Raw genomic sequence first — 24,017 nt, forward strand, 5'->3', positions numbered from 1 at the left:
TGGCGGAATAAATGGATGTCTCACTCGGTCTTCTCACTCTCGTTGTCGTTGTCTGCGCGGCCAGCGCCCTCGCTCGACGCTTGAACCTATCTGTTCCGCTACTCCTGGTCGTTGTCGGTGTCGTCGGCTCGTACCTGCCGTTTATTCCAGCGGTACAGCTGGATCCGGAACTGGTGTTGGTGGGAATTCTTCCTCCACTGCTCTACGCAGCCGCCATCCGTACCTCCCTGGTCGAGTTCCGCACAAACCTCCGGTCTATCGGCCTGCTGTCGGTTGGTTATGTCATTTTCGGTACCGTCGCCATCGGTCTGATCGTCTGGTGGCTGATCCCGGAAATACCCCTGGCTGCGGCGTTCGCCCTTGGTGCGGTCGTCGCTCCCCCGGATGCGGTGGCGGCAACCACGATCGCACGCCGAGTCGGGCTCCCGCGCCGGGTCGTGAGTCTTCTGGAGGGTGAGTCGCTGGTCAACGATGCGACCGCGCTGGTGCTTCTTCGCACGGCGATCGTTGCCATTGGCGGCAGTGTGACCGTCTGGCAAGTGGCGTCAGATCTTGCTTTTGCCGCCGCTGGTGGTGTCGTCGTCGGCTTGATCGCTGCATGGCTCCTGTTGCAAATTCGAAAACGTGTGCGCAATGTGGCCATCAACACGTCCATGTCCCTGGCTGCGCCGTTTGTGGCCTATATCCCCGCCGAGGTGATCCATGCATCCGGTGTGTTGGCTGTCGTTGTGGCCGGCCTCGTGATCGGCACCCAGACGCCCGCAATGCCGGGCGGCGCGTCGCGATTGAGCCAGCGCAGCAACTGGGCCACAGTGCAGTTCCTGCTCGAGAATTCTGTTTTTCTGCTGATCGGGTTGCAGGTGCGGTCGATTATTGAAGCGACCTCCGGCGACTCGCTGGGTGCCGGGCGAATCTGGGGTGCCTGTGCTGTCATACTCGTCGCAGTTCTCCTGTTGCGCCCGATTTGGGTGTTCCCCGCGATTTATCTGCCCCGCTTGATACCCAAAATTCGAAAGGCCGACCCCGCACCCCCCTGGCAATTGCCCACCATCGTGTCATGGGCCGGCATGCGTGGTGTGGTCACCCTGGCTGCAGTGTTCGCGCTGCCAGAAGACGTTGCGCACCGTCCCGTCCTTGTTCTGGCGGCCCTGGTCGTGGTGGCGGGAACCCTGGTCGTGCAGGGCCTGAGCCTGCCGTGGCTGGTTCGCATCCTGGGGGTGCATGGTCCAGACAACAAAGCGGATGCACTCAGCCAGGCCGCACTGATGGATCAGGCCACCGCTGCGGGCATAGAAAACCTGCACCAGCACTCCCGGCCCGACGATCCGCCGGAGGTGCTCGACATGCTCGAACGCCGCACACAGGAACGCAACCGGGCGGCCTGGGAGCGCCTCGGACGTTCAGAGCTGGCCGACCGTACTCCCAGTAAGCGCTACGTACAGTTACGGCTGGCCATGCTCGACGCGGAGCGCGCCCGGGTTCTCAAACTGCGCCATTCGGGCGCCTATGCCCACGAGGTGATCAGCGACGTGCTTGAGATGCTCGATGTGGAGGAATCCATGCTGGATACCTCACCCGACGACCCGGGCATCGATTTCAGCCCCGAAAGCCGTTCCGCGACCCGGCCCGACACTGCTGGGGTGCCCCTGGGCGCCGGCGGCTGCGAGCACCTACGGGCCGTGGGTGAGCATCCAGTGCCGCCGGACCCGGAGTGCAGCGACTGTGTGCGCGAAGGCACCACCCCGGTTCACCTTCGGATGTGCCTAGTCTGCGGCAATGTGGGTTGCTGCGACTCATCCGTTGGTCAGCACGCGACCCGGCATTTTCACGAGTCCGGCCACCCCATCATGTGCAGCGCCGAGCCGCGCGAATTGTGGCGTTGGTGTTACGTTGACGAGCTCCTCGGTTAGCGCGCGCTCGTCGACACGCCGGGAGATGTGCCGCCAAGGGCTGCCGCCTCGATTGGCTTGTCCACTAGCTTAAGGCCGACGACGCAGCCGATAAGCCCGACGAGCAAAGCGATTTTCACCCAGGACACGCTGGTATCCCCGCTGATCATGGCCCAGGCCACGGTTAGAGCTGCGCCGATGCCCACCCACACGGCGTAGGCCGTTCCGATCGAGATTTCGCGCATCGCCCAGGCGAGACCTGCCATGCTCAGCGCAAGCGCTACACCGAAAATAACAGTCGGCCATAATTTGGTGAAACCCTCGGACTTGCCGAGGGCCGTCGCCCAGACGGCTTCCAGCACTCCGGACGCGATAAGTACGATCCACGACATATCTGATTCTCCTCGGCCAGTCTTGTCGCGTTCCGGGTACTGATCCGTCGTCCGGGGGTCGCAGTGCACGGCCTCCCCCGACACTAAGCAGGTCCGCTGGACGATCCCTGTGCAGAGGGGCCAGGTAACGGATGCCGGCGCATCCGCTGGTCGTTGGGCGGTGGCCACCAGCCACGAGTATGTCGCTGCTGTCGCACGCCTACTTCTGGGCTTCTCGCAGGGACTGGCGCGAGCGCTGATCACAGGGAGTGGATACGCTGAACAGATGGGCGTTCTGGACGGGTTTCACCTAGCGGACCGAAAGTTCTTCTCCCGCGAGGTATTCGATGTTGCGCCGGAACTTCTCGGCAGCATCCTTCAACGTACCGATGACGATGGCACTGTGACCATTCGTCTAACCGAGGTAGAGGCGTATGCGGGTGAACGAGACCCCGGCGCGCACAGCTATCGGGGCATGACGAATCGGAATAGGACAATGTTCGGCCCCGCCGGACACCTGTACTGCTATTTCACCTATGGAATGCATCATGCGGTCAACCTCGTCACCGGAGATCCAGGCCAGCCATACGGTTGTCTCATCAGGGCGGGAGACGTGATCGAAGGTTCCGATATCGCGCGCGGTCGGCGAGAACGCACGCCTCGAAAAATTCCTCTCCTCGATAGCAGTTTGGCGCGAGGCCCTGGCTGCCTGGCCCAAAGCCTCGGAGCAACCCTGGACAACGACGGTGACGATCTTTTCGGCGGACAGTGGAAGTTCTTTATTCCGGATGCCGGTGTGGTTTTACCGCACCGAACCGGACCCCGAGTTGGCGTCAGCGGGCCCGGCGGCGATGCGACGGACTTCCCGTGGCGATACTGGTTGGCGGATGCGTCATCCGTCTCGACCTACAAACCTGGCCGCTCATCACCGAGACCCTAAGACAAATTGCGGGGCCCGCAATCCGCGAACGTCTGCCGTAAACCTTGAACCGCCTGCTGAAGCTCTCGCACAGGTCACAGCGCGCGGGAGAGCCGCTCCGAACATCTCGCCACCGAGCCCCTACACGACTGCGTGGCGCAGAATACCGCGATTCGACCGGCCGGCCGGGACCGCCCGCGCCATCATTTCAGCGTTTTCCCAGCGGACCTCGATTGTCTAGGTCCCACAAACTCAGTTACCTCCAACGAACATCCCGAGTACGAGGAGAGAACATGCCTTTCATTACCGTCCCTGGTCAGAGCGGGCCCGACGTCGAACTGCACTACGAAGACGTTGGTGCCGGTAAGCCTGTTGTGCTGATTCACGGCTGGCCCCTCAGCAGCAGGTCCTGGGAAGGTCAGGTACCCGCGATGGTCGACGCTGGTCACAGGGTCATCACGTACGATCGTCGCGGGTTCGGCCAGTCATCTCAGCCGTGGAACGGCTACGACTATGACACGCTTGCCGCCGATTTGAAGGCCGTTCTCGACACCCTCGACCTGCAGGATGTCACTCTCATCGGTTTTTCGATGGGAGGCGGCGAGCTTGCTCGCTACGCGGGAACCTACGGCACCGACCGCATCGCGAAGTTCGTCTTCGCCAGCGCAGTGCCACCGTACCTCTGGAAATCGGATGACAACCCTGATGGAGGTGTCGATGCCGAATTGGCCAAGTGGTTCCACGACGGCTTGACCGGAGACCGACCGGCATTCCTGCACGGATTTCTTCAGATGTTCTTCACCGCCGGTAAGCCGTCGTCGGTCAATAAGCCGAAGGTTAGTTCCGCGCAGATTGCATACAACCTTGATATGGCCGAAATGGCGTCGCCCAAGGGCACGCTTGATTGCACGGCCGCATTCGCCACAACGGACTTCCGCGACGATCTGTCGAAAATCACCGTACCGACCCTGGTGATACACGGTGACTCCGACATGATCGTGCCCTTCGAGGTCAGCGGCAAGCGCACTCACGCAGCCATTGCCGGCAGTGAGCTCGTCGTAATCGAAGGCGCCCCTCACGGTCTTACCGTTTCCCATCGGGAGGAGTGGAACCGGCACGTACTCGCCTTCCTCGCGCAGTAGCGAACCCGAAAGGGTTCGCGCCGCCGGGAAGAGTCCGACGCGCAGACCCTCTTCGTCCCTTTACGGGTCGAAGCCGTGCGGGAGGGTGTCGAAGCTAGGGTCCTTTCAAGCCAGATCTCCCCTGCCACGATGCCGTCGTCGGCGTTTACCGCCAGCGCGGATGCGGACACCCCGCCAGTGGCCCTCGCAAAATAATCCGTGTTATCCCCTAAGAAAAGAGTGAACACATGAGTAAAGAAATAAATATCGCCGCACAGCAAAAGTTTGGTGAAGCCGTGAACAGCGGAAAACTCGACCTTCTCGATGACCTCGTGGCCGAAGCCGCCGTCGACAACGACCCAGCGCCTGGCCAAGGCCCCGGCCCGGCAGGCTACAAAGCGTTCTTTGGCGAGATGATTGCCGCTTTCCCCGACCTGCACATCGAAGTCGAGCGCCTCGTCGCAAACGACACCGATGTCGCGTTCGCCTATACCCTCACCGGAACCCATCAGGGCACCCTCATGGGCCACGCCCCCAGCGGCAAAACGATGTCGGTACGTGGCATGCAAATCAGCCGGTTCGAGAACGGCAAACTTGTCGAACGGTGGGGCAGCAGCGACCAACAGGGCATGCTCGAACAACTGGGCCTCGCACCGTAGCCGGCAACATCTGGCATTCTCCTTCAGAATGGCCGGGCGCATCCATAAACCTGACGCACAACGCGAGACGGCCATGATCGCGCCCGGCCGCACCTGCTGCCGGTTCTGGAGCCACTCGTCCTGTAGTGCCGGTTGCCCTGCCGAGTCAGGTGTGGGCTCGATGTACAACCATGCCAAATTCATTGACCGGTTCGAAAGCATCGCGATCCCACGCGCCCGGATGAGAAACCGGGCAGTTGACCACGGTATTCCGGGTTGAGTGATCAATGGTGTGTTCCCGCATGGCCTGACCGCAGATCGGGCACGCCGAGGAATCGGTCGTGTACCGCTCTTCGGGACCTCCTGAGGTGTTCTTGTCCTGAATCATGCCCTTACGATACGCCGAATTGGACAATAAGGCACGAAACTGCTAGGTGCTTCCCGCACGTTCGCACCGGCGCCTCACTTCTCACCGAAGCCTGATTCCAGTAGGTGCGCGAGGGCGTTGATCGCCGGTCCAGCCGCGGGGTCTGGCGACGCGAGCTGCACGCTGCTCCCCCGACTGAGGCCGAGCGACATTATGCTCAGCAGGCTGCAGGCGTCCGTGCCGTTCAGGGTAATCGGAACCGAAAATGTGCTCGCCAGGTTCACGAATTCTGCGGCTGGCCGTGCGTGAAGACCGTCTTTGTTCACAAGGATCACCGTGCGCGACACCCCGGCCGACGATGGCTTGGTGGCCAGCGTGGCCCTACTCATCACGTGCAGCGCTGACTGCGCCGCCGCGACAACTTCGTCAAGGCCTCCCCCGATTTCTGCGGCCACCGCCGCAGCCACCCCGCCTTCGACGAGGGGTGCGTCGACAATCCGCACCTGGTCTTGCTCGGTCTCCTCGAGAAAATCGAGCGCAGTTTCCGCGGTTAGCATGGCCGAACCAAGATCGCAGAGAATCACCACGCCAACACCGCCGTTTGCCGCGCTGATTCCGGCGCTGACCTTCTCAAAGCTCGTACCGATTCCCCCGGAATCTGTTCCACCCGCGGCGACAAGACGCACCGTCGGTGCCATTTGGCGCGCCAATTCGACTAAACCCGTTGCGATCTTCTCGCTGTGCGAAACGAAAATGATGCCGACTCGTTCAGCGGATACCGCCGCCATCAATGCTGCGCGATCAGGTCGGCCGCGGCGCGCAGCAGCAGTGATGTCGACTGGGAGCCCGGGTCTCGGTGACCGATCGCTCGCTCTCCGAGATAGCTCGCCCGTCCCTTGCGTGCGACCAGCGGTTCGGTCGCCTGCGCGCCCTGCGCTGCGGCATCCGCTGCCGCCAGCAAGACGGCGCCAATGGGCGAGCCAGCCGTTTGCGCTGCCGACGCCGCATTCACCGCCGGGGTCCAGGCGTCAATCATGGTCTTGTCACCCTCCACTGCTTTGCCCCGCAGCACGATGCCGTCCCGCGCCGCCGTCAGCAGGGCGACCAGGGCGGTCGCATCCAACGATTGCGCCGCGCCGACAGCACCGGCAGCTTTAAGAAAGGCTGTACCGTACAACGGACCGGCAGCGCCGCCGACCGTCGAGATCAGGGTTGTGGCGACAATTTTTAACACGGAGCCTGGCGTTGTCTCGTCGTCGAGTCCCTCGAGTTTGGGCAGGATCGCTTGGAAACCGCGATCCATGTTCTCCCCGTGGTCGCCGTCGCCGATGTCACGGTCAAGGGTGTTGAGGGCGGCCCGGTTGGCTGCGAGTACCTCAGCGCTTCGTCGAATCCAGCGAATGGTCCAGCCGGTGTCCAGCCGGGGCGCTGCGTTGGAGAGGGCGGCGCCAGAGCCAGCTGCGCCGGGTTCATCGTTCGGGGCCATCGAATCTCCTTCTATCGTCCCCACCGTAGCGCGGACGTCTGGACGGGGGCGTCCCAGAGCGCGGTGAGCTCGTCATCGAGTTTCAGAACGGAGATCGATGCTCCCGCCATCTCGAGGCTCGTCGTGTAATTGCCGACCAGGCTCCGGGTGACTGTGATACCTCGCTCCGCTAGAACTTCAGCAGCCCGGCGGAATACGATGTACAGCTCAATCTGCGGTGTGCCGCCCATACCGTTGACGAAGAGGAGGGCCTCGTCGCCATTGGCAAACGGCAGGTCGTCCAGGATGGGGCCGAGCAGCCGGTCAACTATCGCGTCGGCGGGCTCGAGCTTGATCCGCTCTCGCCCTGGCTCGCCGTGAATGCCAATGCCGATTTCGATTTCGTCGTCGGCCAGGGTGAAACTAGGTTCCCCCGCGTGCGGTACAACGCACGGGGTGAGCGCAACACCCATGGTGCGCACGCGCGAATTCACCTTCTCGGCCACGGCGACAACGGCGTCCAGATCATCACCGCGCTCAGCGGCAGCTCCGGTAATCTTCTCAACGAGGACCGTTCCAGCCACGCCGCGGCGTCCGGCTGTATAGAGCGAGTCCTTCACGGCGACATCGTCGTTGATGATGACCGCGCGAACGTCGATGCCTTCAGCGGCAGCAAGATCGGCGGCGGTCTCAAAATTCAGCACGTCGCCGGTGTAGTTCTTCACGATGTGGATCACTCCCGCTCCGCCATCGACAGCCTGTGTCGCTGCGAGGATGGGGTCCGGTGTCGGCGAGGTGAAAACGGGGCCGGGAACGGCGGCATCCAGCATTCCAAAACCGACAAATCCGCCGTGCAGGGGTTCATGTCCGCTGCCGCCACCACTGACGATTCCGACCTTGCCGCGCAGCGGCGCATCCGCTCGCAGGATAAAGACCGGATCGTGGGAGACCCGCACAATGTCGGCGTGCGCCATCTCGAACCCGGCGACGGCTTCGTTGACGACGTTCTTCGGATCATTGATGAGCTTCTTCATGAATAGCCATTCACTCGGTGATGCCGCGGATTCGTTCGGGTGCCTCTCACAGGCGAATTTTCCCACGCTCAACATACGCGCTTTGACCGCGGTGAGTAAATACCAGGACGAACTCGCATGGCCTATTCCCCTTGGTGGCGCCCCGCGCTATGTTATTGCCGTCCGCTCACCGCAGAGGGGAAGCTGCAGCGTCCCTTGTCTGACCAGAAAGGTTCTCGTGGAAAATATCGGAGCTGTATTCGTCTCGGAGATCGTGGGCACTGCGATGCTGGTTCTCCTAGGAACCGGCGTGGTTGCCAACGTCGCTTTGGCCAAGAACAAGGGCCTCGGGGGTGGGTTCCTCATGGTGACCATCGGCTGGGGCTTCGCGGTGTTCGCCGGTGTCGTGGTCGCCTACCGTTCGGGGGCGCACCTCAATCCTGCCGTCACTCTGGGCCTCGTCGCCAACGGTACCGAGGAATTCGGGATGGGTGTTCCGGTCAACGCAGTCTCGGTCCTTGCATATATCGGAGCACAGATGATCGGTGGCATCCTCGGCGCCGTCGCGTGCTGGCTCGCCTACAAGCAACACTTCGACGCCGAACCAGACCCGGCCAACAAACTGGGTGTCTTCTCCACCGGGCCGGCTATCCGCTCGTACGGTTGGAACCTCGTCACGGAGATCATCGGCACCTTCGTGCTGGTCTTCGTCGTCATCGCTTTCGGTGGTGACCGCCAGGGCCAATCCGGTGGACTGGCCTCTCTCGGCGCCCTCCCCGTGGCACTGCTCGTGATCGTCATCGGAACCTCGCTCGGTGGCCCGACCGGGTACGCCATCAACCCGGCTCGGGACCTCGGGCCGCGCATCGCCCACTTCATCCTGCCGATCAAGGGCAAGGGCGGCTCCGACTGGGCTTACTCCTGGGTGCCCGTCGTGGGGCCGATCATCGGGGGGCTTCTCGCTGGTTGGGCCGCGTTGATTCTGCTGCCACTGCTCGCCGCCTGACTCGAACAAACGGGCCGGTTCCCTGAGCGAATCGACCTATTGTCCTGCGAGCAGATCTGTATTTTTCGCACACTCACAAGGAGGACACTCACCAATGACTGATTACATTCTCGCCATTGACCAGGGAACGACCAGTTCCCGGGCCATCATTTTCGATAGGGCCGGATCAATCGTGTCGACCGGTCAACTCGAACACGAGCAGATTTTTCCCCAGGCTGGCTGGGTCGAGCACGACCCGCAAGAAATCTGGGACAACACCCGTCAGGTTATCGGGCAGGCACTGTCCAAGGCCAACCTCACCCGGCACGATATCAGGGCCATTGGAATCACCAATCAGCGAGAAACGGCCGTGGTGTGGGACAAGACCACCGGTGTTCCCGTCTACAACGCTATCGTTTGGCAGGACACCCGCACCCAACCGATCGTCGACCGCCTGGCCGCTGATGGCGGTGTCGAACGGTTCAAGAAGAAGGTCGGCTTGCCCCTGGCCACCTACTTCTCCGGCACGAAAATCGTTTGGATCCTCGAAAATGTGGAGGGAGCCCGCGCTAAAGCCGATGCCGGTGACCTACTCTTTGGCACAACGGACTCCTGGGTCTTGTGGAATCTCACCGGCGGCATTGACGGCGGCGTGCATGCCACCGACGTGACCAACGCAAGCCGTACCCTGTTCATGGACCTGGAAACGTTGCAATGGGACGACGAGATCCTCGCCGTGTTCGACGTGCCCAAATCGATGCTGCCCTCAATCCGTTCCTCCTCCGAGGTCTACGGCACCGCGCACACCTCGAGCCTGCTGCGTGAGGTTCCTGTTGCCGGCATCCTCGGTGACCAGCAGGCTGCGACCTTCGGTCAGGCTGCATTCGACCAGGGTGAAGCCAAGAACACCTATGGCACCGGCAACTTCCTGATTTTCAACACCGGGACCGAGATTGTGCACTCCAAGAACGGGCTGTTGACCACTCTGGGGTACAAGCTCGGTGACGACGCTCCGCACTATGCCCTGGAAGGGTCTATCGCGGTGACCGGAGCACTGGTGCAGTGGATGCGCGACAACCTCGGCATGATCAGCTCGGCCTCTGAGATTGAGGGCCTGGCCAAAACGGTCGACGACAACGGAGGAGCCTACTTCGTACCGGCGTTCTCAGGACTGTTCGCTCCGTACTGGCGTTCCGACGCCCGCGGCGCCCTGGTCGGACTCACCCGGTTCGTGAACAAGGGTCACATTGCCCGCGCGGCTCTTGAAGCGACGGCTTTTCAGACTCGCGAGGTGATCGACGCGGTCAACGCCGATTCGGGTGTTCCCCTGACCGAGATCAGGGTGGATGGCGGCATGATCGCAAACAACCTGCTCATGCAATTTCAGGCCGATATTCTCGGCGTGCCCGTGGTACGGCCGGTCGTTGCGGAAACGACAGCCCTGGGTGCAGCCTATGCTGCCGGCCTTGCAGTGGGCTTCTGGAGCGGTCTTGACGAGCTACGCACCAACTGGCAGGAAGACAGTCGATGGACGCCGCAAATGGACGAGGCCGAACGCAGCCGTCAGCTGCGCAACTGGAAAAAAGCGGTCACGAAGACATTCGGATGGGTCGACGAGGACGTTCTGTAGCGAGCGTCACGTGAATGGCGGCCTCGGTTTCAGACCCGGGTCGCCGCAATCCACGCCGATAATTTGGCCGTGGCCACGCCAGAGTCAATTGCTTCGGCGGCCACGGCCAACTTATTGCGAAAGCGTTCCAAAATAGCCACCTGAACTTGGGAAGCATCATTGGCCAAGTCGAAGGCCACCAGCCCGGCTGCGGCATTGAGTAAAACGATGTCGCGGACTGGTCCGGGCTCTCCGGTGAGGACGGAGTGCACGATGTCCGCGTTGTGTTGTGGTGAACCGCCGACCAAATCGCTAATCTGCGCTCGCTTGATGCCGAGGTCCCGCGGGTCGATATCGTGTTCGGTGACCAGGCCGCGCGACACTTCCCAGACGTGGCTGTGCCCGGTGGTCGTCATTTCGTCGAGGCCATCATCCCCCCGAAAAACCAAGGCCGTTGCACCGCGGGTTTGAAACACACCAACGAAGAGGGGCACCCGATCGAGGTCGGCCACGCCGACGGCGGATGCCTCTGGCCGCGCTGGATTGCACAGCGGACCGAGGTAATTGAACACGGTGGGAATTCCCAACTCCCTGCGGGTGAGAGCCACGTGACGAAACCCGGGATGAAAAGCCCCAGCAAAGGCAAAGGTGATCCCGGTCTCTTCAAAAACCTGGGCCACCCGCGTCGCATCTCGTGACAGGTCGATCCCCAATTCGCCGAGAACATCCGACGATCCGGAAGCTGAACTGGCGGCGCGGTTACCGTGCTTGACTACCGGCACACCCGCTGCCGCGCAAACGATCGACGCCATCGTAGAAATGTTTACGGTCCCGAACTGATCACCACCCGTACCGACAATGTCGAGTGCCATCGGATGAATCGGGAGCGCCACTGCCTGCTCGAGGATCGCGTCTCGAAATCCAACAATCTCATCGACGGTCTCCCCCTTAGCCCGAAGGGCCACCAAAAAAGCACCCAATTGGGACGGAGAGGCCTCGCCGAGCATAATGCGTTCCATGCTCCAGGCGGCGTCGGCCACACTCAGGTCCCGCCCGCCAAGAAGGGAATTCAAAATGTTTGGCCAAGACTGTGATTCAAGCATGAGTCCGATCATAGAAGAACGGGTCCAACTCCCCCGAATTCACGGCACTCCCTCGCCGAAATTGCACACCCGAACCAAGAAATAAGACTCACTCGCACGAGTGATTGAGAAAAACCTGTGGGAATATCGGCCATAATAGAAGGGTGACCAGCACCTCAATTACTCAGACGGCGAGTGCGCCCGTCGTGAACCGGCCCAACAGCGTGGCTGTAGGCACCATTGTGTGGTTGGGCAGCGAGGTGATGTTTTTCGCGGGGCTCTTCGCAATCTACTTCACGCTCCGTTCAACCGCCCCCGAGCTATGGCTGTTCGAGGCCGACAAGCACAACTTCACCTTCTCGTTGATCAACACGTTGATCCTGGTGACGTCCTCGGTGACCTGCCAGTTCGGAGTTTTCGCTGCTGAACGGCTGCAGGCTCGTTCAACGGGCTGGAAGCCGAGTGAGTGGGGCATGATCGAGTGGTTCTTCCTCACCTACGCCCTCGGCGCAATCTTCGTCACCGGCCAGGTGTTCGAATATGCCACGCTGGTCTCCGAAGGAATTTCACTTTCCTCCAATGCCTATGGTTCGGCTTTCTACATAACGACCGGCTTCCACGGCATTCACGTCACCGGTGGACTGCTCGCCTTCCTTCTTGTGATTGGACGCGGTTTCGCGGTCAAGAACTTCGGCCACAAAGAGGCCACCAGCGCCATTGTGGTCTCCTACTACTGGCACTTCGTCGACGTCGTCTGGATCGGGCTCTTCCTGGTCATCTACGTTCTCAAATAGAAGTCAATACTTAGAAACGGGAGCGGACTACTTCAGAATGACCAAGATCAAAACCCCTCGTGCACGCCGGCCACGCAAGACCGGACGTCGCCATCCTCTCGCCAGCGTTGCGCTCATTGCCGTCGGACTGCTCTTCACTGGAGGCGCCTACGTCGCCTTCAGCACGAGTACTGCCGTTGCGACAACGGATGCGTCCTCCCAGCAGACCATTGCCCAGGGTGAAAAACTCTTCGCGGCGAACTGCGCCACCTGCCACGGGCTCAACGCTCAGGGATCGTCAGAAGGCCCCAGCCTGATCGGAGTCGGAGCAGCCTCGGTCGACTTCCAGGTCGGCACCGGTCGCATGCCCCTGCAGATGCAGGGCCCGCAGGCGCAGAAGAAGCCGGTGCAGTTCACGGCCGAGCAGACTGCCGCGCTGGCCGCCTACGTCGCCTCGCTCGCCCCCGGTCCGGCTATCCCCTCCGGCGAGGTGCTCGACGCAGCTGGAGACGCCGCAAGCGGAGCTGAACTGTTCCGTATCAACTGTGCAATGTGCCACAACGTTGCCGGCGCCGGTGGCGCGCTGACGGAGGGAAAGTTCGCTCCCGCAATCGAGAACGCATCGGCCCAGCACATCTACGAAGCCATGATCACCGGGCCGCAGAACATGCCGGTCTTCAACGATATGAACATCTCCCCCGAAGACAAGCGCGACATCATCACCTACCTCAAGTACGTCGAGAACAATCCGTCTCCGGGCGGATTAGCCCTCGGTTCCTTGGGACCGGTAGCTGAAGGCCTCTTCATCTGGATCTTCGGATTGGGCGCAATCGTGGCCCTCACCGTGTGGATCACCGCAAAATCAAACTAGAACGCGGTATCCGGTCTTGACACGCCATTCGGTACCGATCGAACGCTGCGTAGCACCACAGTGCAAAGTATTTACACCCACGAAGGAGAACAATGGCCAAGGACGATAACGGCGCGGAGCACGTAACCGCCGCCGACTCGCCTGGCGCGCAGCTCGCGACATCTGCCGCAAGCACAGCCGTCGTTACACGGGATTCCCTGGTTAATCCGGGATTCCCGCCGCACCGTCCGCGCATCACCGACCTTGACCACAAGGAAGAGCGCAAGGCCGAGCGCACCGTCTACACGTTGTTCTACGTGTCCATCGTGGGCAGTATTTTTGCGATCGCCGCATACATGGCCTTTCCCATCGTTGCCGAAGATCCCGGTTCCGTTCGCCTGAACAACCTCTTCATCGGCCTCGGCCTGACTCTCGCCCTGATGGCGATCGGCATCGGAGCGGTGCACTGGGGTAAAGCCCTCATGAGCGATCACGAGGGTGTTGACGAACGCCATCCCGTTCGGGGAACCGAACCGGTTCGCGCCCGCGCCGTGGAGATTTTCCAGCAGGCCAACGAGGAATCAGGTTTTGGCCGCCGTACGCTCATCCGGAACAGCCTGATCGGCGCCCTCGTCGTCTTCCCGTTGCCGGCCGTCGTTTTGTTTCGTGGCCTTGGCCCGATGGATCAAGACCCGGTTGCCCTACTCCATGAAACCATGTGGAAAAAAGGCGTTCGTCTGACCATGGACCCGAGCGGAACCCCGATCAGAGCAGCAGACGTCACGCTTGGATCGTCGTTCCACGTCATTCCAGAGGGACTGGCCGAAATGGGTCACGGTCGTTTGGAAGAGAAGGCCAAAGCCGCTGTTCTGCTCATTCGAATGGATCCAAACGACCTGACCGAGCAGGAAGACCGCAAGTCTTGGTCGTATGACGGCATCGTGGCATATTCTAAGATCTGCACTCACGTCGGCTGCCCGGTCGCACTTTATGAACAGCAAACGCACCACCTGCTTTGCCCGTGCCACCAGTCGCAGTTTGACGTTGAGAACCACTGCAAGGTCATCTTCGGACCGGCCAAACGGGCACTACCCCAGCTCCCGATCGCCGTGGACGCTGAGGGCTACCTGATCGCACAAAGCGATTTTACTGAACCAGTCGGCCCGAGTTTCTGGGAGCGAGCATGACAACGATAATCACCCGCGATTCCGCTGACGATCAAACCGTCGGGGCGAAGAAATCCGGCGGCTTCACCGCCTCGGCGGCCAACTACATTGACGAACGAACGAGCATTTCGGGTGCGGTCAAAGAACTTGGTCGCAAGATTTTCCCGGATCACTGGTCGTTCCTTCTGGGAGAGGTGGCGCTGTACAGCTTCGTCATCATTCTGTTGTCGGGATCATTCCTGACGTTCTTCTACCAGGCATCGATGGCCGAAGTCGTCTACGACGGGTCGTATGCCCCGCTCAAGGGCATTCCGATGTCAGTCGCCATGTCATCAACGATGGATATCTCATTTGACATTCGCGGTGGCCTCCTCATGCGTCAGGTCCACCACTGGGCAGCGCTTCTCTTCGTCGCAGCCATCGGCTTGCACATGCTGCGCATCTACTTCACGGGTGCGTTCCGCAAACCGCGGGAGCTCAACTGGGTCATCGGTTTTATCCTCTTCATCCTGGCCATGGCCGAAGGCTTCACCGGCTACTCCCTCCCCGACGACTTGCTCTCCGGCAACGGGCTGCGCATCATCGACGGCCTGATCAAGGGCATCCCGGTCGTGGGCACGTGGGTCTCTTTCCTTCTCTTTGGTGGAGAATTCCCCGGTACAGACATCGTCGGACGGCTGTACTCGCTGCACATTCTGTTGCTGCCGGCGATCATCGTGGCGTTGATTGCCATGCACCTCTTGTTCATTGTCGTGCACAAGCACACCCAGTACCCCGCTGCCGGACACACAAACGAGAACGTTGTGGGTTACCCGGTCCTGCCGGTCTACGCCGCCAAGGCCGGTGGATTCTTCTTCATCGTCTTCGGTGTCGTCATGCTGATCGCGTCGTTGTTCACGATCAACCCGATCTGGAACTACGGGCCATACGATCCGTCACCGGTTTCGGCCGGTACTCAGCCCGACTGGTACATCGGTTTCGCCGACGGCGCGATGCGGCTGATTCCTTCCGGTTGGGAGTTCGTCTGGCTGAACCATACCTACTCGCTCAACATCCTCGTGGTGCTCGTCGTGGTCGGACTGTTCATCGTGACCGTCATGATCTATCCGTTTATTGAAGCGTGGATCACAGGCGACAAGCGCGAACACCACGTGCTCGATCGTCCGCGTAACGCCCCCACTCGCACAGCCATTGGCGCGGCCGGCGTCACGTTCTACGCGTCGCTCTGGGCAGCAGCATCGTCGGACATCATGGCGACGCACTTCCACCTCACCATGGAGGGTGTTATCCATACACTCCAGGCGACTACGTTGCTCGGCCCGTTCCTTGCCTTCTTCATCGCCAAGCGCGTTTGTCTGGCCCTACAGAAGAAGGACCGCGAGATCGTGCTGCACGGTTACGAGTCTGGCCGTATCGTACGACTCCCCGGTGGCGAATTCGTCGAGGTGCATCAGCCCGTCGACGAGTACGAGCGTTGGAAGCTGGTCAGCTACAGCGACTTCAAGCCGCTCATGTTGCGTCCCAACGCTCAGGGCAAGATCGGCGCGGCTGAGAAAGTTCGTGCCGGTCTGTCCCGGTGGTTCTTCGAGGACCGGATCACTCCCGTTACGCAGACTGAGCTCAACAGAGCCCACGGTGATCATCCAGCGGAGATCACCGAAAAGTAGAGCGAAACCAACAGAACGGGCATCGATGTCACTCCAGACACTATCGGAGTGGCTTCGGTGCCCGAACTGTTTTCTCCCGTTACGTTCCAGCGGTGCGCTTCTGCTGAGCTGTGACCACGGGCATTCCTTCGACGTGAACAAGCGGGGCTTCGTTAATCTTCTTGGCGGGCAGCGCAAGTTCATTGGCGATAGCGCGACAATGCTGGATGCCCGGGAGCATTTCCTCGATGCCGGGTGGTACGAGCCGCTTCGAGACAGCATCCGCGACATCGTCGCCGATGAGGCGCCCCACCGCATCCTCGATGTGGGTTGTGGCACCGGTTATTACCTGGGTGCAGCGCTGCCCCCAGGAGACGATGTACGGGCGCTGGGAATGGACCTGTCCCCCACTGCCGTGGGTCGTACTCTCCGCTCAAGCGATCGCGTTGACGGGCTTGTGGCGGACGTCTGGTCGCCGCTCCCGGTACGCGATGGCGTCGCGGACATCATCCTCAACGTTTTCGCACCCCGCAATGCCGCTGAATTCGCCCGCGTGCTGCGAGCGGACGGGCTTCTGCTGGTCGTGGTTCCGCAGCCGACCCATCTGCAGCAATTGCGCGAGTCAGGACTCGCGGTGCAGATGCACGCCGACAAGGCTGCTCATTTGACGGCGAGTCTCGCCGCCTGGTTCACTCTCGAGGTGCACGAGCAGCTCGGCCGTACATTGCAGCTAACGGCATTAGAAGTGACGTCACTGATCGGTATGGGGCCGTCCGCGCATCACTCAGGGCCGGCGGGAGTGGACTCAGCGGCACCGGACCGAGTCGTTACAGTCGCGTTCGACATCTTTGGTTTTCGGCGACGCTGAAGGGGCTGTGCGGAGCATCCGCCTGCTTCTTCGCGTCATGCATCCCCGTGATGTGACGCGGCTGATTGGTTAAACGACGATACCGACCCCCTTTGAAGGAGATCGGTATCGACGAAGTTGTGTGCTCAGCGGGCGAACACGCCCCGGTAGTACTCGTAGACCCAACCGGTAAGGGCAACGAGACCGATACCTAGACCGATGAAGCAAATCCAGAAGCCCACGGCCAAACCGAGGAAAAGTAGCGCCGTTGACGCGGCCAGGAATATGGGCCACCAGCTCCAGGGGCTAAAGAAGCCCATCTCTGGATCACCATCATCAATGTTGCCATCGAGACGGTCTTCGGGCAGTTCCCCCGCTTGAGCCGCGTGCACCCTGTCGAGGTAAAAAGCAATGAACGCTACGAGCAGCGCCGTCAATGCGAGCATGAAGGTTCCGGCCCACTCGACACGGCCGTGGTCCAACACGTTCCACGCGACATACACAGCTGTGACGACGACAAAGAACACGGTGAGGACCCAGAGGATGTTGACGTTGGTCTTCATTTATTTAACCTGGTTCGAGTCGATGTCGTAGACCGCAATGTCGGGCGCGTCCTTACCAGGGCCGATACCGACGGGTATGCCGGCTTCCGGGTGGTTCAGGTCGAACGCGGGACGCTCGGAGCGGATTCTCGGAATAGAGGTGAAGTTGTGGCGCGGCGGCGGGCAGGACGTTGCCCACTCGAGTGAGGAACCATAACCCCACGGGTCATTAACGGTGACCTGGGGTGCCTTGCGTGCGGTGATGTACACGTTCAGGAAGAACGGGATCATCGATACGGCAAGGACCATGGCGCCAACGGTGGATACCTGATTCATCCAGGTGAAACCGTCATCCGGTGAGTACGTTGCGTACCGGCGAGGCATGCCCATGACACCGAGCCAGTGCTGGATCAGGAAGGTTGTGTGGAATCCGATGAAGAGCAGCCAGAAGTGCCACTTGCCGAGGCTTTCGTTGAGCATCTTGCCGGTCCACTTGGGCCACCAGAAATAGAACCCGCTGAACATTGCAAAGACCACGGTGCCGAAGACTACGTAGTGGAAGTGCGCGACGACGAAGTACGTGTCCGACACGTGGAAGTCGAGCGGCGGCGAAGCCAGTATGACACCGGTAAGTCCACCGAAGGTGAACGTAACGAGGAAGCCGATGGCCCAGATCATGGGCGTTTCGAAGGTAATTGACCCTCGCCACATGGTGCCGATCCAGTTGAAGATCTTCACCCCTGTTGGCACCGCGATCAGCATCGTCATGAGAGAGAAGAACGGCAGTAGCACCGAACCGGTGACGTACATATGGTGCGCCCAGACCGATACCGACAGGGCTGCGATCGAAATGGTCGCGTAGATGAGCGTCTTGTAGCCGAACATTGGCTTGCGACTGAAGACCGGGAATACCTCGGAGACAATGCCGAAGAATGGCAGAGCAATGATGTACACCTCGGGGTGGCCGAAGAACCAGAACAAGTGTTGCCAGAGGATGGCGCCACCGTTGGCCGGATCATAGATGTGTGAGCCGAAGATTCGGTCGGAGGCTGCGGCGAGCATGGCAGCCGCGAGAACCGGGAAGACCATGAGGGCCAGCAGGGACGTGATGAGCGAATTCCAGGTGAATACCGGCATCCGCCACATCGTCATGCCCGGAGCGCGCATGGTGATGATGGTGGTGATGAAGTTCACCGACCCGAGAATGGTACCGAATCCGGAAAGTCCGAGGCCGACCATCCAGAGGTTCCCTCCAACGCCGGGCGAGAACGTGGTGCTCGCTAACGGCTGGTAGGCGAACCAACCGAAGGATGCCGCGCCCTGCGGGGTGAGAAACCCGGCTACGGCAATAAGACTGCCGAAGTTGAAGAACCAGTATGCGAGCGCGTTCAGCCTGGGGAATGCAACGTCGGGAGCACCAATTTGCAGGGGAACCAGGAAGTTGGCAAAGCCGAAGAAGAGCGGCGTTGCAAACATCAGGAGCATGATCGTGCCGTGCATCGTGAAGAGCTGGTTGTACTGCTCCTTTGTCTGCACCACGTCGAGCCCGGGCGCGAACAGCTGCGCACGAATAATGAGCGCCATTACGCCACCGAGGCAGAAGTAGATGAACGAGGTGATCAGGTACATGTACCCGATGACCTTGTGGTCGGTGGAGGTGATCCACCGGACGAGAACGTTGCCCTTGCGTTCGGCAGAGGTCGAAACCGGTGCAGCCGGACGTAACGGAACGGGTGCGATTGTCGTTGTCATGGCTTAGTTGCCCTCCGGTGCCGTCGGGGCACTCGTGCCCGGCTGATTCTGATTCCGGTCGAACTCGTTGTCGAGCTGACCGGTGTAACCCGCAGTGCGCAGTGTCTGAACGTAGATGTCGTAGTCCTCTTGGGAGACGACCTCGACGTTGAAGAGCATGAGGGAGTGATATTCGCCGCACAACTCGGCACACTTGCCCGCGAATGTGCCGATGCGCTCCGGGGTGACCGACATGTAGTTCGTCTTGCCGGGGACGACGTCTTTTTTGTACAGGAAGTCGATGACCCAGAACGAGTGGATGACGTCGCGAGATTCAAGCGCTATTTCAATGGTCTTGTTGACCGGGAGCACCAGCACGGGAAGTTTCGACTGATCGATCGCACCGACCTCGCCGTTGGGATCAACCTGGCCCTGGATGCCGGGCGAGTAGACATCTTCGTCGACGTAGTTGAAGTCCCAAGCCCACTGCTTGGCTTGAACTTCAATCGTCACGTCGGGATTGTCGTAGCGAGCCTCGATAGCGACCTGGTCGCGCACGGTGAAGGCGAAGAAACCGATGACGAGGATGAACGGCACGATGGTGTAGAAGATCTCGATCGGCATGTTGTACCGAAGCTGAACCGGGAGGCCAGTCTGGCCCTTCCGCCGACGGTAGACGACAATCGTCCAGATGATGAGGCCCCAGGTGATGAGACCTACGATGAGGAGCACGATCCACGAGGTGGTCCACAGACCGGCTATGCGATCGGTCTGATTGGTCACCGCCGTTTCGCCCTCTTCTTCAAAACCGGGCAGGAAACCGTGGAGCTGGGCTTGCGTGCATCCTGCCAGTACAACGGCTAACGTCGCTGCAAGCGGAATGGCAGCCCAACGAAGGCGGTGATTATTGCGCACCGGGGGACCTTTCGGGAGATTCGAGGACGCTTCTCAGGAAGCGTTTTGATCGATTACTAGCCTACTCCGCGAGAGCGCATACGAAGTGCACTCCGGGCCGGGTTGCACACGATTTGTGCACCCGGCACTGTCGTGGTGGTGTCATTTTGGGTGAATCCGGTGCATTTTGGGCTGAAAAAAGCGGGGACATCATCGAAGTGATGATGTCCCCGCAATCGTTACTGGACAAACGCCGCGCTGGAGTGCCGGCTATTAGTGGAAGGAGTCACCACAGGCGCAACTGCCGCCGGCGTTGGGATTGTCGATGGTGAAGCCCTGCTTCTCGATCGTGTCTTCGAAGTTGATTGAGGCGCCATCGAGATAGGGAACACTCATCTTGTCGACAACGACCTCGACCCCATCGAAATCAACGAGGGCATCGCCATCGAGCACGCGTTCGTCGAAGTAGAGCTGGTAGATCAGGCCAGAGCAACCCCCGGGCTGGACGGCGACGCGGAGGCGGAGGTCTTCGCGCCCTTCCTGAGTCAACAGGCTGCGTACCTTGAGCGCGGCCGTGTCGGTGAGTCCGACGCCATGCGCAGCGGCAGGGACGTGGGCGGTGTCAGCAGTGCTGACGGTTTCGGTTATGGTGTCGGTCATGCTTCTCCTCGGTTCACGCAGTCACGCACAGTGCGATCTCATAGATTGCGATGTGATTAAGCCTACCCCCGGCAACCATAAATTCGACGGGTGCATTCCCACGCTGTCACAATTTCTTTGATCGTGGGCCGCTGATACGGTGTCCGCTCACTGCCCGGTGCGTGTGTTCAGGCTGCCCAAGAGGAAGGCCTCGCTGAGCACGGCGCGTTTGAAGACGCCGAGGTGCAGGGACTCATTTGGACTGTGGGCCCTCGAATCCGGGTCTTCGACTCCGGTCACGAGAATCTGGGCAGCCGGAAAGACCCGTACCAGATCGGCGATGAACGGGATCGAACCACCTACCCCGATGTCGACCGGTGGAACGCCCCAGGCATCTGTCATGGCGGAACGAGCCTCGGTCACGGCCCATCCACTGGTATCGACGAGGAAGGGCTCGCCGGTATCCACATCGTCGATCTCAATAATCGCGCCGAATGGCGCGTTCTCCTGAAGGTGCGTTTTGATTTCCGTTGCGGCTTCTACGGCGGACTGGCCGGGGGCGATCCGCGTGCTGAGCCGAACCGTCACCGCCGGGGTGAGTGTATTGGACGCGTTGTCGACGGTGGGTGCGTCGATTCCCGTCACGGTGAGAGCTGGCTGCGACCAGATTCGGCTCAGGATAGAGCCGTGGCCGATCGGGCTGACGCCGGGCAGCAGACCGGTTTCTGCCCGCAATTGCTCGTCAGAATAGTCCGGAGTGGGAACGTCAATGCTGGTCAGGCCGGCGACGGCTACCGAACCATCTTCGTTATAGAGGGTCGAGAGCAGCTTGATGGTGGCAAGCATGGCATCGGGGACTGCTCCGCCGAACATGCCAGAGTGTGAGGCATGCGCGAGGGTGCGCACGGTCAACCGTAGAGTGACATTACCGCGAAGGGCCGTGGTGATGGCGGGCGTGTTGATGTCCCAGTTGTTCGAATCAGCCACGACGATTACGTCGCCGCGCAGGGCCTCGCGGTTTTCCTCGAGGAAGGTGGCGAAGGAGCGGCTGCCGAATTCTTCCTCGCCCTCGATAAACAGTGCGATCCCCAGATCGAAGTCGGGACCGACGGCCGCGACGAGAGCGCGGATAGACGCGACGTGGGCCATGACGCCCGCCTTGTCGTCGGCAGCGCCGCGGCCGTAGAGTCGATCGCCGCGCACGGTCGGCGTGAACGGGTCGGATTCCCAGTCCTCGTCCTTGCCGGGGGGTTGTACGTCGTGGTGGGCATACAGCAAGACGGTCGGGCGGCCGTTACGGGCCGAACGCGAGGCGAGGATCGCAGGCTGGCCCAATTCGGTGCCGCCGCCAGTTCCGGTCGGCCCAATGCCGGCCTGCACGATCTCGACCGACTCGAACACGTCGAGGCCCCGCACCAGCGCAGCTACGGCATCGGCGCTAGCCGCGACCTGCGCACGATCGAACGCTGCCCAAGACACAGAAGGAATGCGCACCAGCGCGCACAGGTCAGCGATCGTGGTGGGAAGGCCCAATTCGACGGCGTCGCGGAGCGCAGCCCGTGTCTGTGAAGTGGCACTCGAATCGGTCGCCGAGTCGGGCGTCTGGCCGTTGGAATGAGAATTTGTCTGTGGGTTACCAGTCATACCGGTAATCTTAAGGCAACCAATTGCAAGGATTTGATGTGGCTAAGCCTCCCGTAGACCCCGACGCCCAGCCGTCGATTGAAAGTTCCGACGAGACCGCAGCGCGCCTCGGTGTCACGCCTAACCCGGGCAAGGGTCAGGCGACCCCCACCCGAAAGAAGCAGGAAGCGGCCAATAAACGCCCGTTGGTTCCCGATGACCGCAAGCTGGCCGCTAAGCAGGCACGCGCCAAGTCGACCGCTGCGCGTGACGTGGCCAGGGTCGGCATGGCCGCCGGCATCGACAAGTACCTGCCGCTGCGCGAACGCGGCCTGCAGAAGCGCTATGTCCGGGACTACGTGGATGCACGGTTCAACGTTGGCGAGCTGATGATTCCGGTCATGTTCCTGGCTATCCTCCTCACGACGGTTCCCAGCCTGGCCAGCGTGTCCCTGATTGCGCTCTGGGCGTTTTTCATTCTCGCGGTCATCGACTGCGTCGTTCTCGGCTTCGTTCTCACCAAGAAGATTGAGGCCAAGTTTGGAGCCGACAAAGCTGAACGCATTCGCTGGTATGCAGCCATGCGTGCGTTGCAGCTGCGGCCGATGCGTCTGCCCAAGCCGCAGGTCAAGCGCCGCCAGTACCCGGTCTAACCAGCCGGGTTCCCAGCGCGCGGCGGAGGCGAATTATCGCGCGAAGGCGCCCGCGCGGATCAGCGGCACACGCACTTCCTCATCGGTGAGGGAGCCGTGCTGCCCGATCATTCCGCGGGCTCTCTGGTCGGTCGGACGGGAGTCGTAGTAGGCGATCGACTTGCGGGCGGCGACGAGCACATCGCCGATCCGCGGGAGTACCTCGGCGGCAACGCGTCCGTACAAGCCTGCCGCGACGGCTTCAGCGCGGGTATAGACCCAGGCGCGATCGCCCTGGGACGTGCGCCAGGCATCCGCCAGGGTGTCAGCGGTCACCGCGTACTGCTGCGGATCGAGGTAGAGCTGTACGCAGCGCGGGTCCCCCGCCACGTGACGCACACCGGACACGAGGGCGGGTTCGGTGTCGAAGAGTACATGTCGTGTGTTCGGTACGTCGATCACGCCGTGATCGGCGGTGAGCAGCAGGCCCTCGTCGGATCGCAGCGTCGCCGCAAAGCGGGTCACTTCGGAATCGAGGTTTTCCAGTTGGGCCAGCCACCGGTCGGACTCCCAACCAAGAGCGTGCGCTGCGATGTCGAGTTCGGCCACATACAGGTAGATCAGCGCGGTCGGGTTGTCGTTCAGGATGTTGCGCGCGGCCGCGAATCGGTCGGCCACCTTCTCGGCGGGAACGTACTGGGCGCCGCGCAGCACCGCCTGGGTGAAGCCGGAGTCCACGAACCGCCTGGGGCCGATGGCGAAGCTCGGCACGTGCTCGTCGGCAGCACGGTCGAAGACGGTGCGGGCCCGCTGCCAGGTAGCTGGCTGCATACCGTCGTCCCAACCGGTGAGCTGGTTGACCACGCGGTCGTTGGCCTGGTCGAGAACCTGATAGCCGACCAGACCGTGCTGGCCCGGTTCTACGCCGGTGGTGAGCGACGCAATTCCCGCGGCCGTTGTGGCAGGGAAGACACCATCGATGATGCTCGCCTTGTTGAGCCGGGACGACAGGAATCGGGCGTGCCCGGCGCGTGCTCGAAGAGAGCTGACGCCGAGCCCATCCGCCAGAATCACGACTGCTTTGCGCACCGGGGGCAAGTCCAGCGCGTTCGGCCGGGCGCAGACAGCATCGAGGGAACTGGCGAGAACATCGGCAAGGCGCAGGGCACTGAATTGGCGGGCCGGTAGCATGGTGGGCATCGGGTCTCATTCTTT

General features: G+C 61.2%; 24 protein-coding genes and 1 riboswitch. Of the genes, 12 read left to right on the forward strand and 12 right to left on the reverse strand.

Translation table 11 applies throughout. From position 1 onward, the window contains the following. Positions 1-11: 11 nt before the first annotated feature. Positions 12-1,910: a Na+/H+ antiporter gene (locus tag E3T51_RS07895; RefSeq protein WP_134529312.1), complete on the forward strand. Its 1,899-nt coding sequence runs from the start codon at positions 12-14 to the stop codon at positions 1,908-1,910. Here the strand turns inward: E3T51_RS07895 and E3T51_RS07900 are convergent. Next, the gene (locus tag E3T51_RS07900) at positions 1,907-2,281 is read right to left on the reverse strand and encodes a DMT family transporter (protein WP_134529314.1); all 375 of its coding nucleotides are present in this window, start codon (positions 2,279-2,281) and stop codon (positions 1,907-1,909) included. The genes E3T51_RS07895 and E3T51_RS07900 overlap by 4 nt on opposite strands. A gap of 11 nt (positions 2,282-2,292) precedes the next feature. Continuing rightward, positions 2,293-2,358, reverse strand: a riboswitch (guanidine-III (ykkC-III) riboswitch). A gap of 32 nt (positions 2,359-2,390) precedes the next feature. Here E3T51_RS07900 and E3T51_RS07905 point away from each other — a divergent pair. The 3 genes from E3T51_RS07905 (at position 2,391) to E3T51_RS07915 (ending at position 4,959) form a co-directional block, all read left to right on the forward strand. After that, positions 2,391-3,200 (forward strand): DNA-3-methyladenine glycosylase, encoded by an 810-nt coding sequence (locus E3T51_RS07905; RefSeq protein ID WP_241989218.1) that lies wholly within the window; start codon positions 2,391-2,393, stop codon positions 3,198-3,200. 272 nt (positions 3,201-3,472) lie between these two features. Beyond that, a complete protein-coding gene (locus E3T51_RS07910; protein WP_134529316.1) occupies positions 3,473-4,321 on the forward strand; it encodes an alpha/beta fold hydrolase in 849 nt (282 codons plus the stop codon). 227 nt (positions 4,322-4,548) lie between these two features. Further along, complete coding sequence (locus E3T51_RS07915) at positions 4,549-4,959, forward strand: ester cyclase (RefSeq protein WP_134529318.1); 411 nt, start codon at positions 4,549-4,551, stop codon at positions 4,957-4,959. Positions 4,960-5,104: 145 nt separating this feature from the next. Here the strand turns inward: E3T51_RS07915 and E3T51_RS16735 are convergent, their stop codons facing one another. From E3T51_RS16735 to dhaK, 4 genes are all read right to left on the reverse strand, one after another. Beyond that, on the reverse strand, positions 5,105-5,326 hold the full coding sequence (locus E3T51_RS16735; RefSeq protein ID WP_166806415.1) for a hypothetical protein: 222 nt from the start codon (positions 5,324-5,326) through the stop codon (positions 5,105-5,107). Between the two features lie 74 nt (positions 5,327-5,400). Then, positions 5,401-6,093 (reverse strand): dihydroxyacetone kinase phosphoryl donor subunit DhaM, encoded by a 693-nt coding sequence (dhaM, locus tag E3T51_RS07920; protein ID WP_134529320.1) that lies wholly within the window; start codon positions 6,091-6,093, stop codon positions 5,401-5,403. After that, positions 6,093-6,791, reverse strand: a complete 699-nt coding sequence (gene dhaL, locus E3T51_RS07925) for a dihydroxyacetone kinase subunit DhaL (RefSeq protein WP_134529322.1) — start codon at positions 6,789-6,791, stop codon at positions 6,093-6,095. The genes dhaM and dhaL overlap by 1 nt, the downstream gene beginning before the upstream one ends. A gap of 11 nt (positions 6,792-6,802) precedes the next feature. Continuing rightward, positions 6,803-7,804 carry a dihydroxyacetone kinase subunit DhaK gene (gene dhaK / locus E3T51_RS07930; protein ID WP_134529324.1) on the reverse strand — a complete coding sequence of 334 codons (1,002 nt, stop codon included), beginning with the start codon at positions 7,802-7,804 and terminating at the stop codon, positions 6,803-6,805. A 265-nt stretch (positions 7,805-8,069) separates the two neighbouring features. On the opposite strand from dhaK, the gene E3T51_RS07935 reads away from it, so the two are divergent. Together E3T51_RS07935 and glpK are read left to right on the forward strand one after the other, a co-directional pair. Further along, a complete protein-coding gene (locus E3T51_RS07935) occupies positions 8,070-8,789 on the forward strand; it encodes an MIP/aquaporin family protein (protein ID WP_241989228.1) in 720 nt (239 codons plus the stop codon). A 94-nt stretch (positions 8,790-8,883) separates the two neighbouring features. Beyond that, on the forward strand, positions 8,884-10,398 hold the full coding sequence (gene glpK, locus E3T51_RS07940; RefSeq protein ID WP_134529328.1) for a glycerol kinase GlpK: 1,515 nt from the start codon (positions 8,884-8,886) through the stop codon (positions 10,396-10,398). A 29-nt stretch (positions 10,399-10,427) separates the two neighbouring features. Here glpK and trpD read toward each other — a convergent pair whose 3' ends face one another. Beyond that, on the reverse strand, positions 10,428-11,480 hold the full coding sequence (gene trpD, locus E3T51_RS07945; RefSeq protein WP_134529330.1) for an anthranilate phosphoribosyltransferase: 1,053 nt from the start codon (positions 11,478-11,480) through the stop codon (positions 10,428-10,430). 143 nt (positions 11,481-11,623) lie between these two features. On the opposite strand from trpD, the gene ctaE reads away from it, so the two are divergent. The 5 genes from ctaE (at position 11,624) to E3T51_RS07970 (ending at position 16,762) form a co-directional block, all read left to right on the forward strand. Further along, positions 11,624-12,253: an aa3-type cytochrome oxidase subunit III gene (gene ctaE / locus E3T51_RS07950; RefSeq protein ID WP_241989219.1), complete on the forward strand. Its 630-nt coding sequence runs from the start codon at positions 11,624-11,626 to the stop codon at positions 12,251-12,253. Positions 12,254-12,290: 37 nt separating this feature from the next. Beyond that, complete coding sequence (qcrC, locus tag E3T51_RS07955; protein ID WP_134529332.1) at positions 12,291-13,103, forward strand: cytochrome bc1 complex diheme cytochrome c subunit; 813 nt, start codon at positions 12,291-12,293, stop codon at positions 13,101-13,103. 92 nt (positions 13,104-13,195) lie between these two features. Beyond that, entirely contained in the window at positions 13,196-14,269 is a 1,074-nt protein-coding gene (qcrA, locus tag E3T51_RS07960; RefSeq protein ID WP_134529334.1) for a cytochrome bc1 complex Rieske iron-sulfur subunit, read from the forward strand. Beyond that, the gene (gene qcrB, locus E3T51_RS07965) at positions 14,266-15,915 is read left to right on the forward strand and encodes a cytochrome bc1 complex cytochrome b subunit (RefSeq protein ID WP_134529335.1); all 1,650 of its coding nucleotides are present in this window, start codon (positions 14,266-14,268) and stop codon (positions 15,913-15,915) included. The genes qcrA and qcrB overlap by 4 nt, the downstream gene beginning before the upstream one ends. A 25-nt stretch (positions 15,916-15,940) precedes the next feature. Further along, entirely contained in the window at positions 15,941-16,762 is an 822-nt protein-coding gene (locus E3T51_RS07970) for a putative RNA methyltransferase (RefSeq protein ID WP_134529337.1), read from the forward strand. A gap of 125 nt (positions 16,763-16,887) precedes the next feature. Here the strand turns inward: E3T51_RS07970 and E3T51_RS07975 are convergent, their stop codons facing one another. From E3T51_RS07975 to E3T51_RS07995, 5 genes are all read right to left on the reverse strand, one after another. Next, on the reverse strand, positions 16,888-17,304 hold the full coding sequence (locus tag E3T51_RS07975) for a cytochrome c oxidase subunit 4 (protein WP_134529338.1): 417 nt from the start codon (positions 17,302-17,304) through the stop codon (positions 16,888-16,890). Further along, the gene (gene ctaD / locus E3T51_RS07980) at positions 17,305-19,035 is read right to left on the reverse strand and encodes an aa3-type cytochrome oxidase subunit I (protein WP_134529340.1); all 1,731 of its coding nucleotides are present in this window, start codon (positions 19,033-19,035) and stop codon (positions 17,305-17,307) included. It abuts the gene before it with no gap. A 3-nt stretch (positions 19,036-19,038) separates the two neighbouring features. Further along, positions 19,039-19,929, reverse strand: coding sequence for an aa3-type cytochrome oxidase subunit II (gene ctaC, locus E3T51_RS07985; protein WP_134529342.1), 891 nt, complete (start codon positions 19,927-19,929; stop codon positions 19,039-19,041). Positions 19,930-20,181: 252 nt separating this feature from the next. Next, positions 20,182-20,568 carry a HesB/IscA family protein gene (locus E3T51_RS07990; RefSeq protein ID WP_134529344.1) on the reverse strand — a complete coding sequence of 129 codons (387 nt, stop codon included), beginning with the start codon at positions 20,566-20,568 and terminating at the stop codon, positions 20,182-20,184. Between the two features lie 147 nt (positions 20,569-20,715). Next, the gene (locus E3T51_RS07995) at positions 20,716-22,191 is read right to left on the reverse strand and encodes a dipeptidase (protein ID WP_134529346.1); all 1,476 of its coding nucleotides are present in this window, start codon (positions 22,189-22,191) and stop codon (positions 20,716-20,718) included. A 38-nt stretch (positions 22,192-22,229) separates the two neighbouring features. Here E3T51_RS07995 and E3T51_RS08000 point away from each other — a divergent pair, with 38 nt between their 5' ends. After that, positions 22,230-22,823, forward strand: coding sequence for a DUF3043 domain-containing protein (locus tag E3T51_RS08000; RefSeq protein ID WP_134529348.1), 594 nt, complete (start codon positions 22,230-22,232; stop codon positions 22,821-22,823). 33 nt (positions 22,824-22,856) lie between these two features. On the opposite strand, the gene E3T51_RS08005 is transcribed toward E3T51_RS08000, so the two are convergent. Beyond that, positions 22,857-24,002, reverse strand: coding sequence for an alkaline phosphatase family protein (locus E3T51_RS08005; protein WP_241989220.1), 1,146 nt, complete (start codon positions 24,000-24,002; stop codon positions 22,857-22,859). Between the last annotated feature and the right edge of the window lie 15 nt (positions 24,003-24,017).

Origin of the sequence: Cryobacterium serini (assembly GCF_004404025.1) — a bacterium.
In the GTDB taxonomy this organism is placed as follows: Bacteria; Actinomycetota; Actinomycetes; order Actinomycetales; family Microbacteriaceae; genus Cryobacterium; species Cryobacterium serini.

Bases quoted from the DNA above. Each gene is read 5' to 3' on its own strand.
- E3T51_RS07895 (WP_134529312.1), top strand. From the start codon at position 12: ATGGATGTCTCACTCGGTCTTCTCACTCTCGTTGTCGTTGTCTGCGCG.
- E3T51_RS07900 (WP_134529314.1), bottom strand. From the start codon at position 2,281: ATGTCGTGGATCGTACTTATCGCGTCCGGAGTGCTGGAAGCCGTCTGG.
- E3T51_RS07910 (WP_134529316.1), top strand. From the start codon at position 3,473: ATGCCTTTCATTACCGTCCCTGGTCAGAGCGGGCCCGACGTCGAACTG.
- E3T51_RS07915 (WP_134529318.1), top strand. From the start codon at position 4,549: ATGAGTAAAGAAATAAATATCGCCGCACAGCAAAAGTTTGGTGAAGCC.
- E3T51_RS16735 (WP_166806415.1), bottom strand. From the start codon at position 5,326: ATGATTCAGGACAAGAACACCTCAGGAGGTCCCGAAGAGCGGTACACG.
- dhaM (WP_134529320.1), bottom strand. From the start codon at position 6,093: ATGGCGGCGGTATCCGCTGAACGAGTCGGCATCATTTTCGTTTCGCAC.
- dhaL (WP_134529322.1), bottom strand. From the start codon at position 6,791: ATGGCCCCGAACGATGAACCCGGCGCAGCTGGCTCTGGCGCCGCCCTC.
- dhaK (WP_134529324.1), bottom strand. From the start codon at position 7,804: ATGAAGAAGCTCATCAATGATCCGAAGAACGTCGTCAACGAAGCCGTC.
- E3T51_RS07935 (WP_241989228.1), top strand. From the start codon at position 8,070: ATGCTGGTTCTCCTAGGAACCGGCGTGGTTGCCAACGTCGCTTTGGCC.
- glpK (WP_134529328.1), top strand. From the start codon at position 8,884: ATGACTGATTACATTCTCGCCATTGACCAGGGAACGACCAGTTCCCGG.
- trpD (WP_134529330.1), bottom strand. From the start codon at position 11,480: ATGCTTGAATCACAGTCTTGGCCAAACATTTTGAATTCCCTTCTTGGC.
- qcrC (WP_134529332.1), top strand. From the start codon at position 12,291: ATGACCAAGATCAAAACCCCTCGTGCACGCCGGCCACGCAAGACCGGA.
- qcrA (WP_134529334.1), top strand. From the start codon at position 13,196: ATGGCCAAGGACGATAACGGCGCGGAGCACGTAACCGCCGCCGACTCG.
- qcrB (WP_134529335.1), top strand. From the start codon at position 14,266: ATGACAACGATAATCACCCGCGATTCCGCTGACGATCAAACCGTCGGG.
- E3T51_RS07970 (WP_134529337.1), top strand. From the start codon at position 15,941: ATGTCACTCCAGACACTATCGGAGTGGCTTCGGTGCCCGAACTGTTTT.
- E3T51_RS07975 (WP_134529338.1), bottom strand. From the start codon at position 17,304: ATGAAGACCAACGTCAACATCCTCTGGGTCCTCACCGTGTTCTTTGTC.
- ctaD (WP_134529340.1), bottom strand. From the start codon at position 19,035: ATGACAACGACAATCGCACCCGTTCCGTTACGTCCGGCTGCACCGGTT.
- E3T51_RS07990 (WP_134529344.1), bottom strand. From the start codon at position 20,568: ATGACCGACACCATAACCGAAACCGTCAGCACTGCTGACACCGCCCAC.
- E3T51_RS07995 (WP_134529346.1), bottom strand. From the start codon at position 22,191: ATGACTGGTAACCCACAGACAAATTCTCATTCCAACGGCCAGACGCCC.
- E3T51_RS08005 (WP_241989220.1), bottom strand. From the start codon at position 24,002: ATGCCCACCATGCTACCGGCCCGCCAATTCAGTGCCCTGCGCCTTGCC.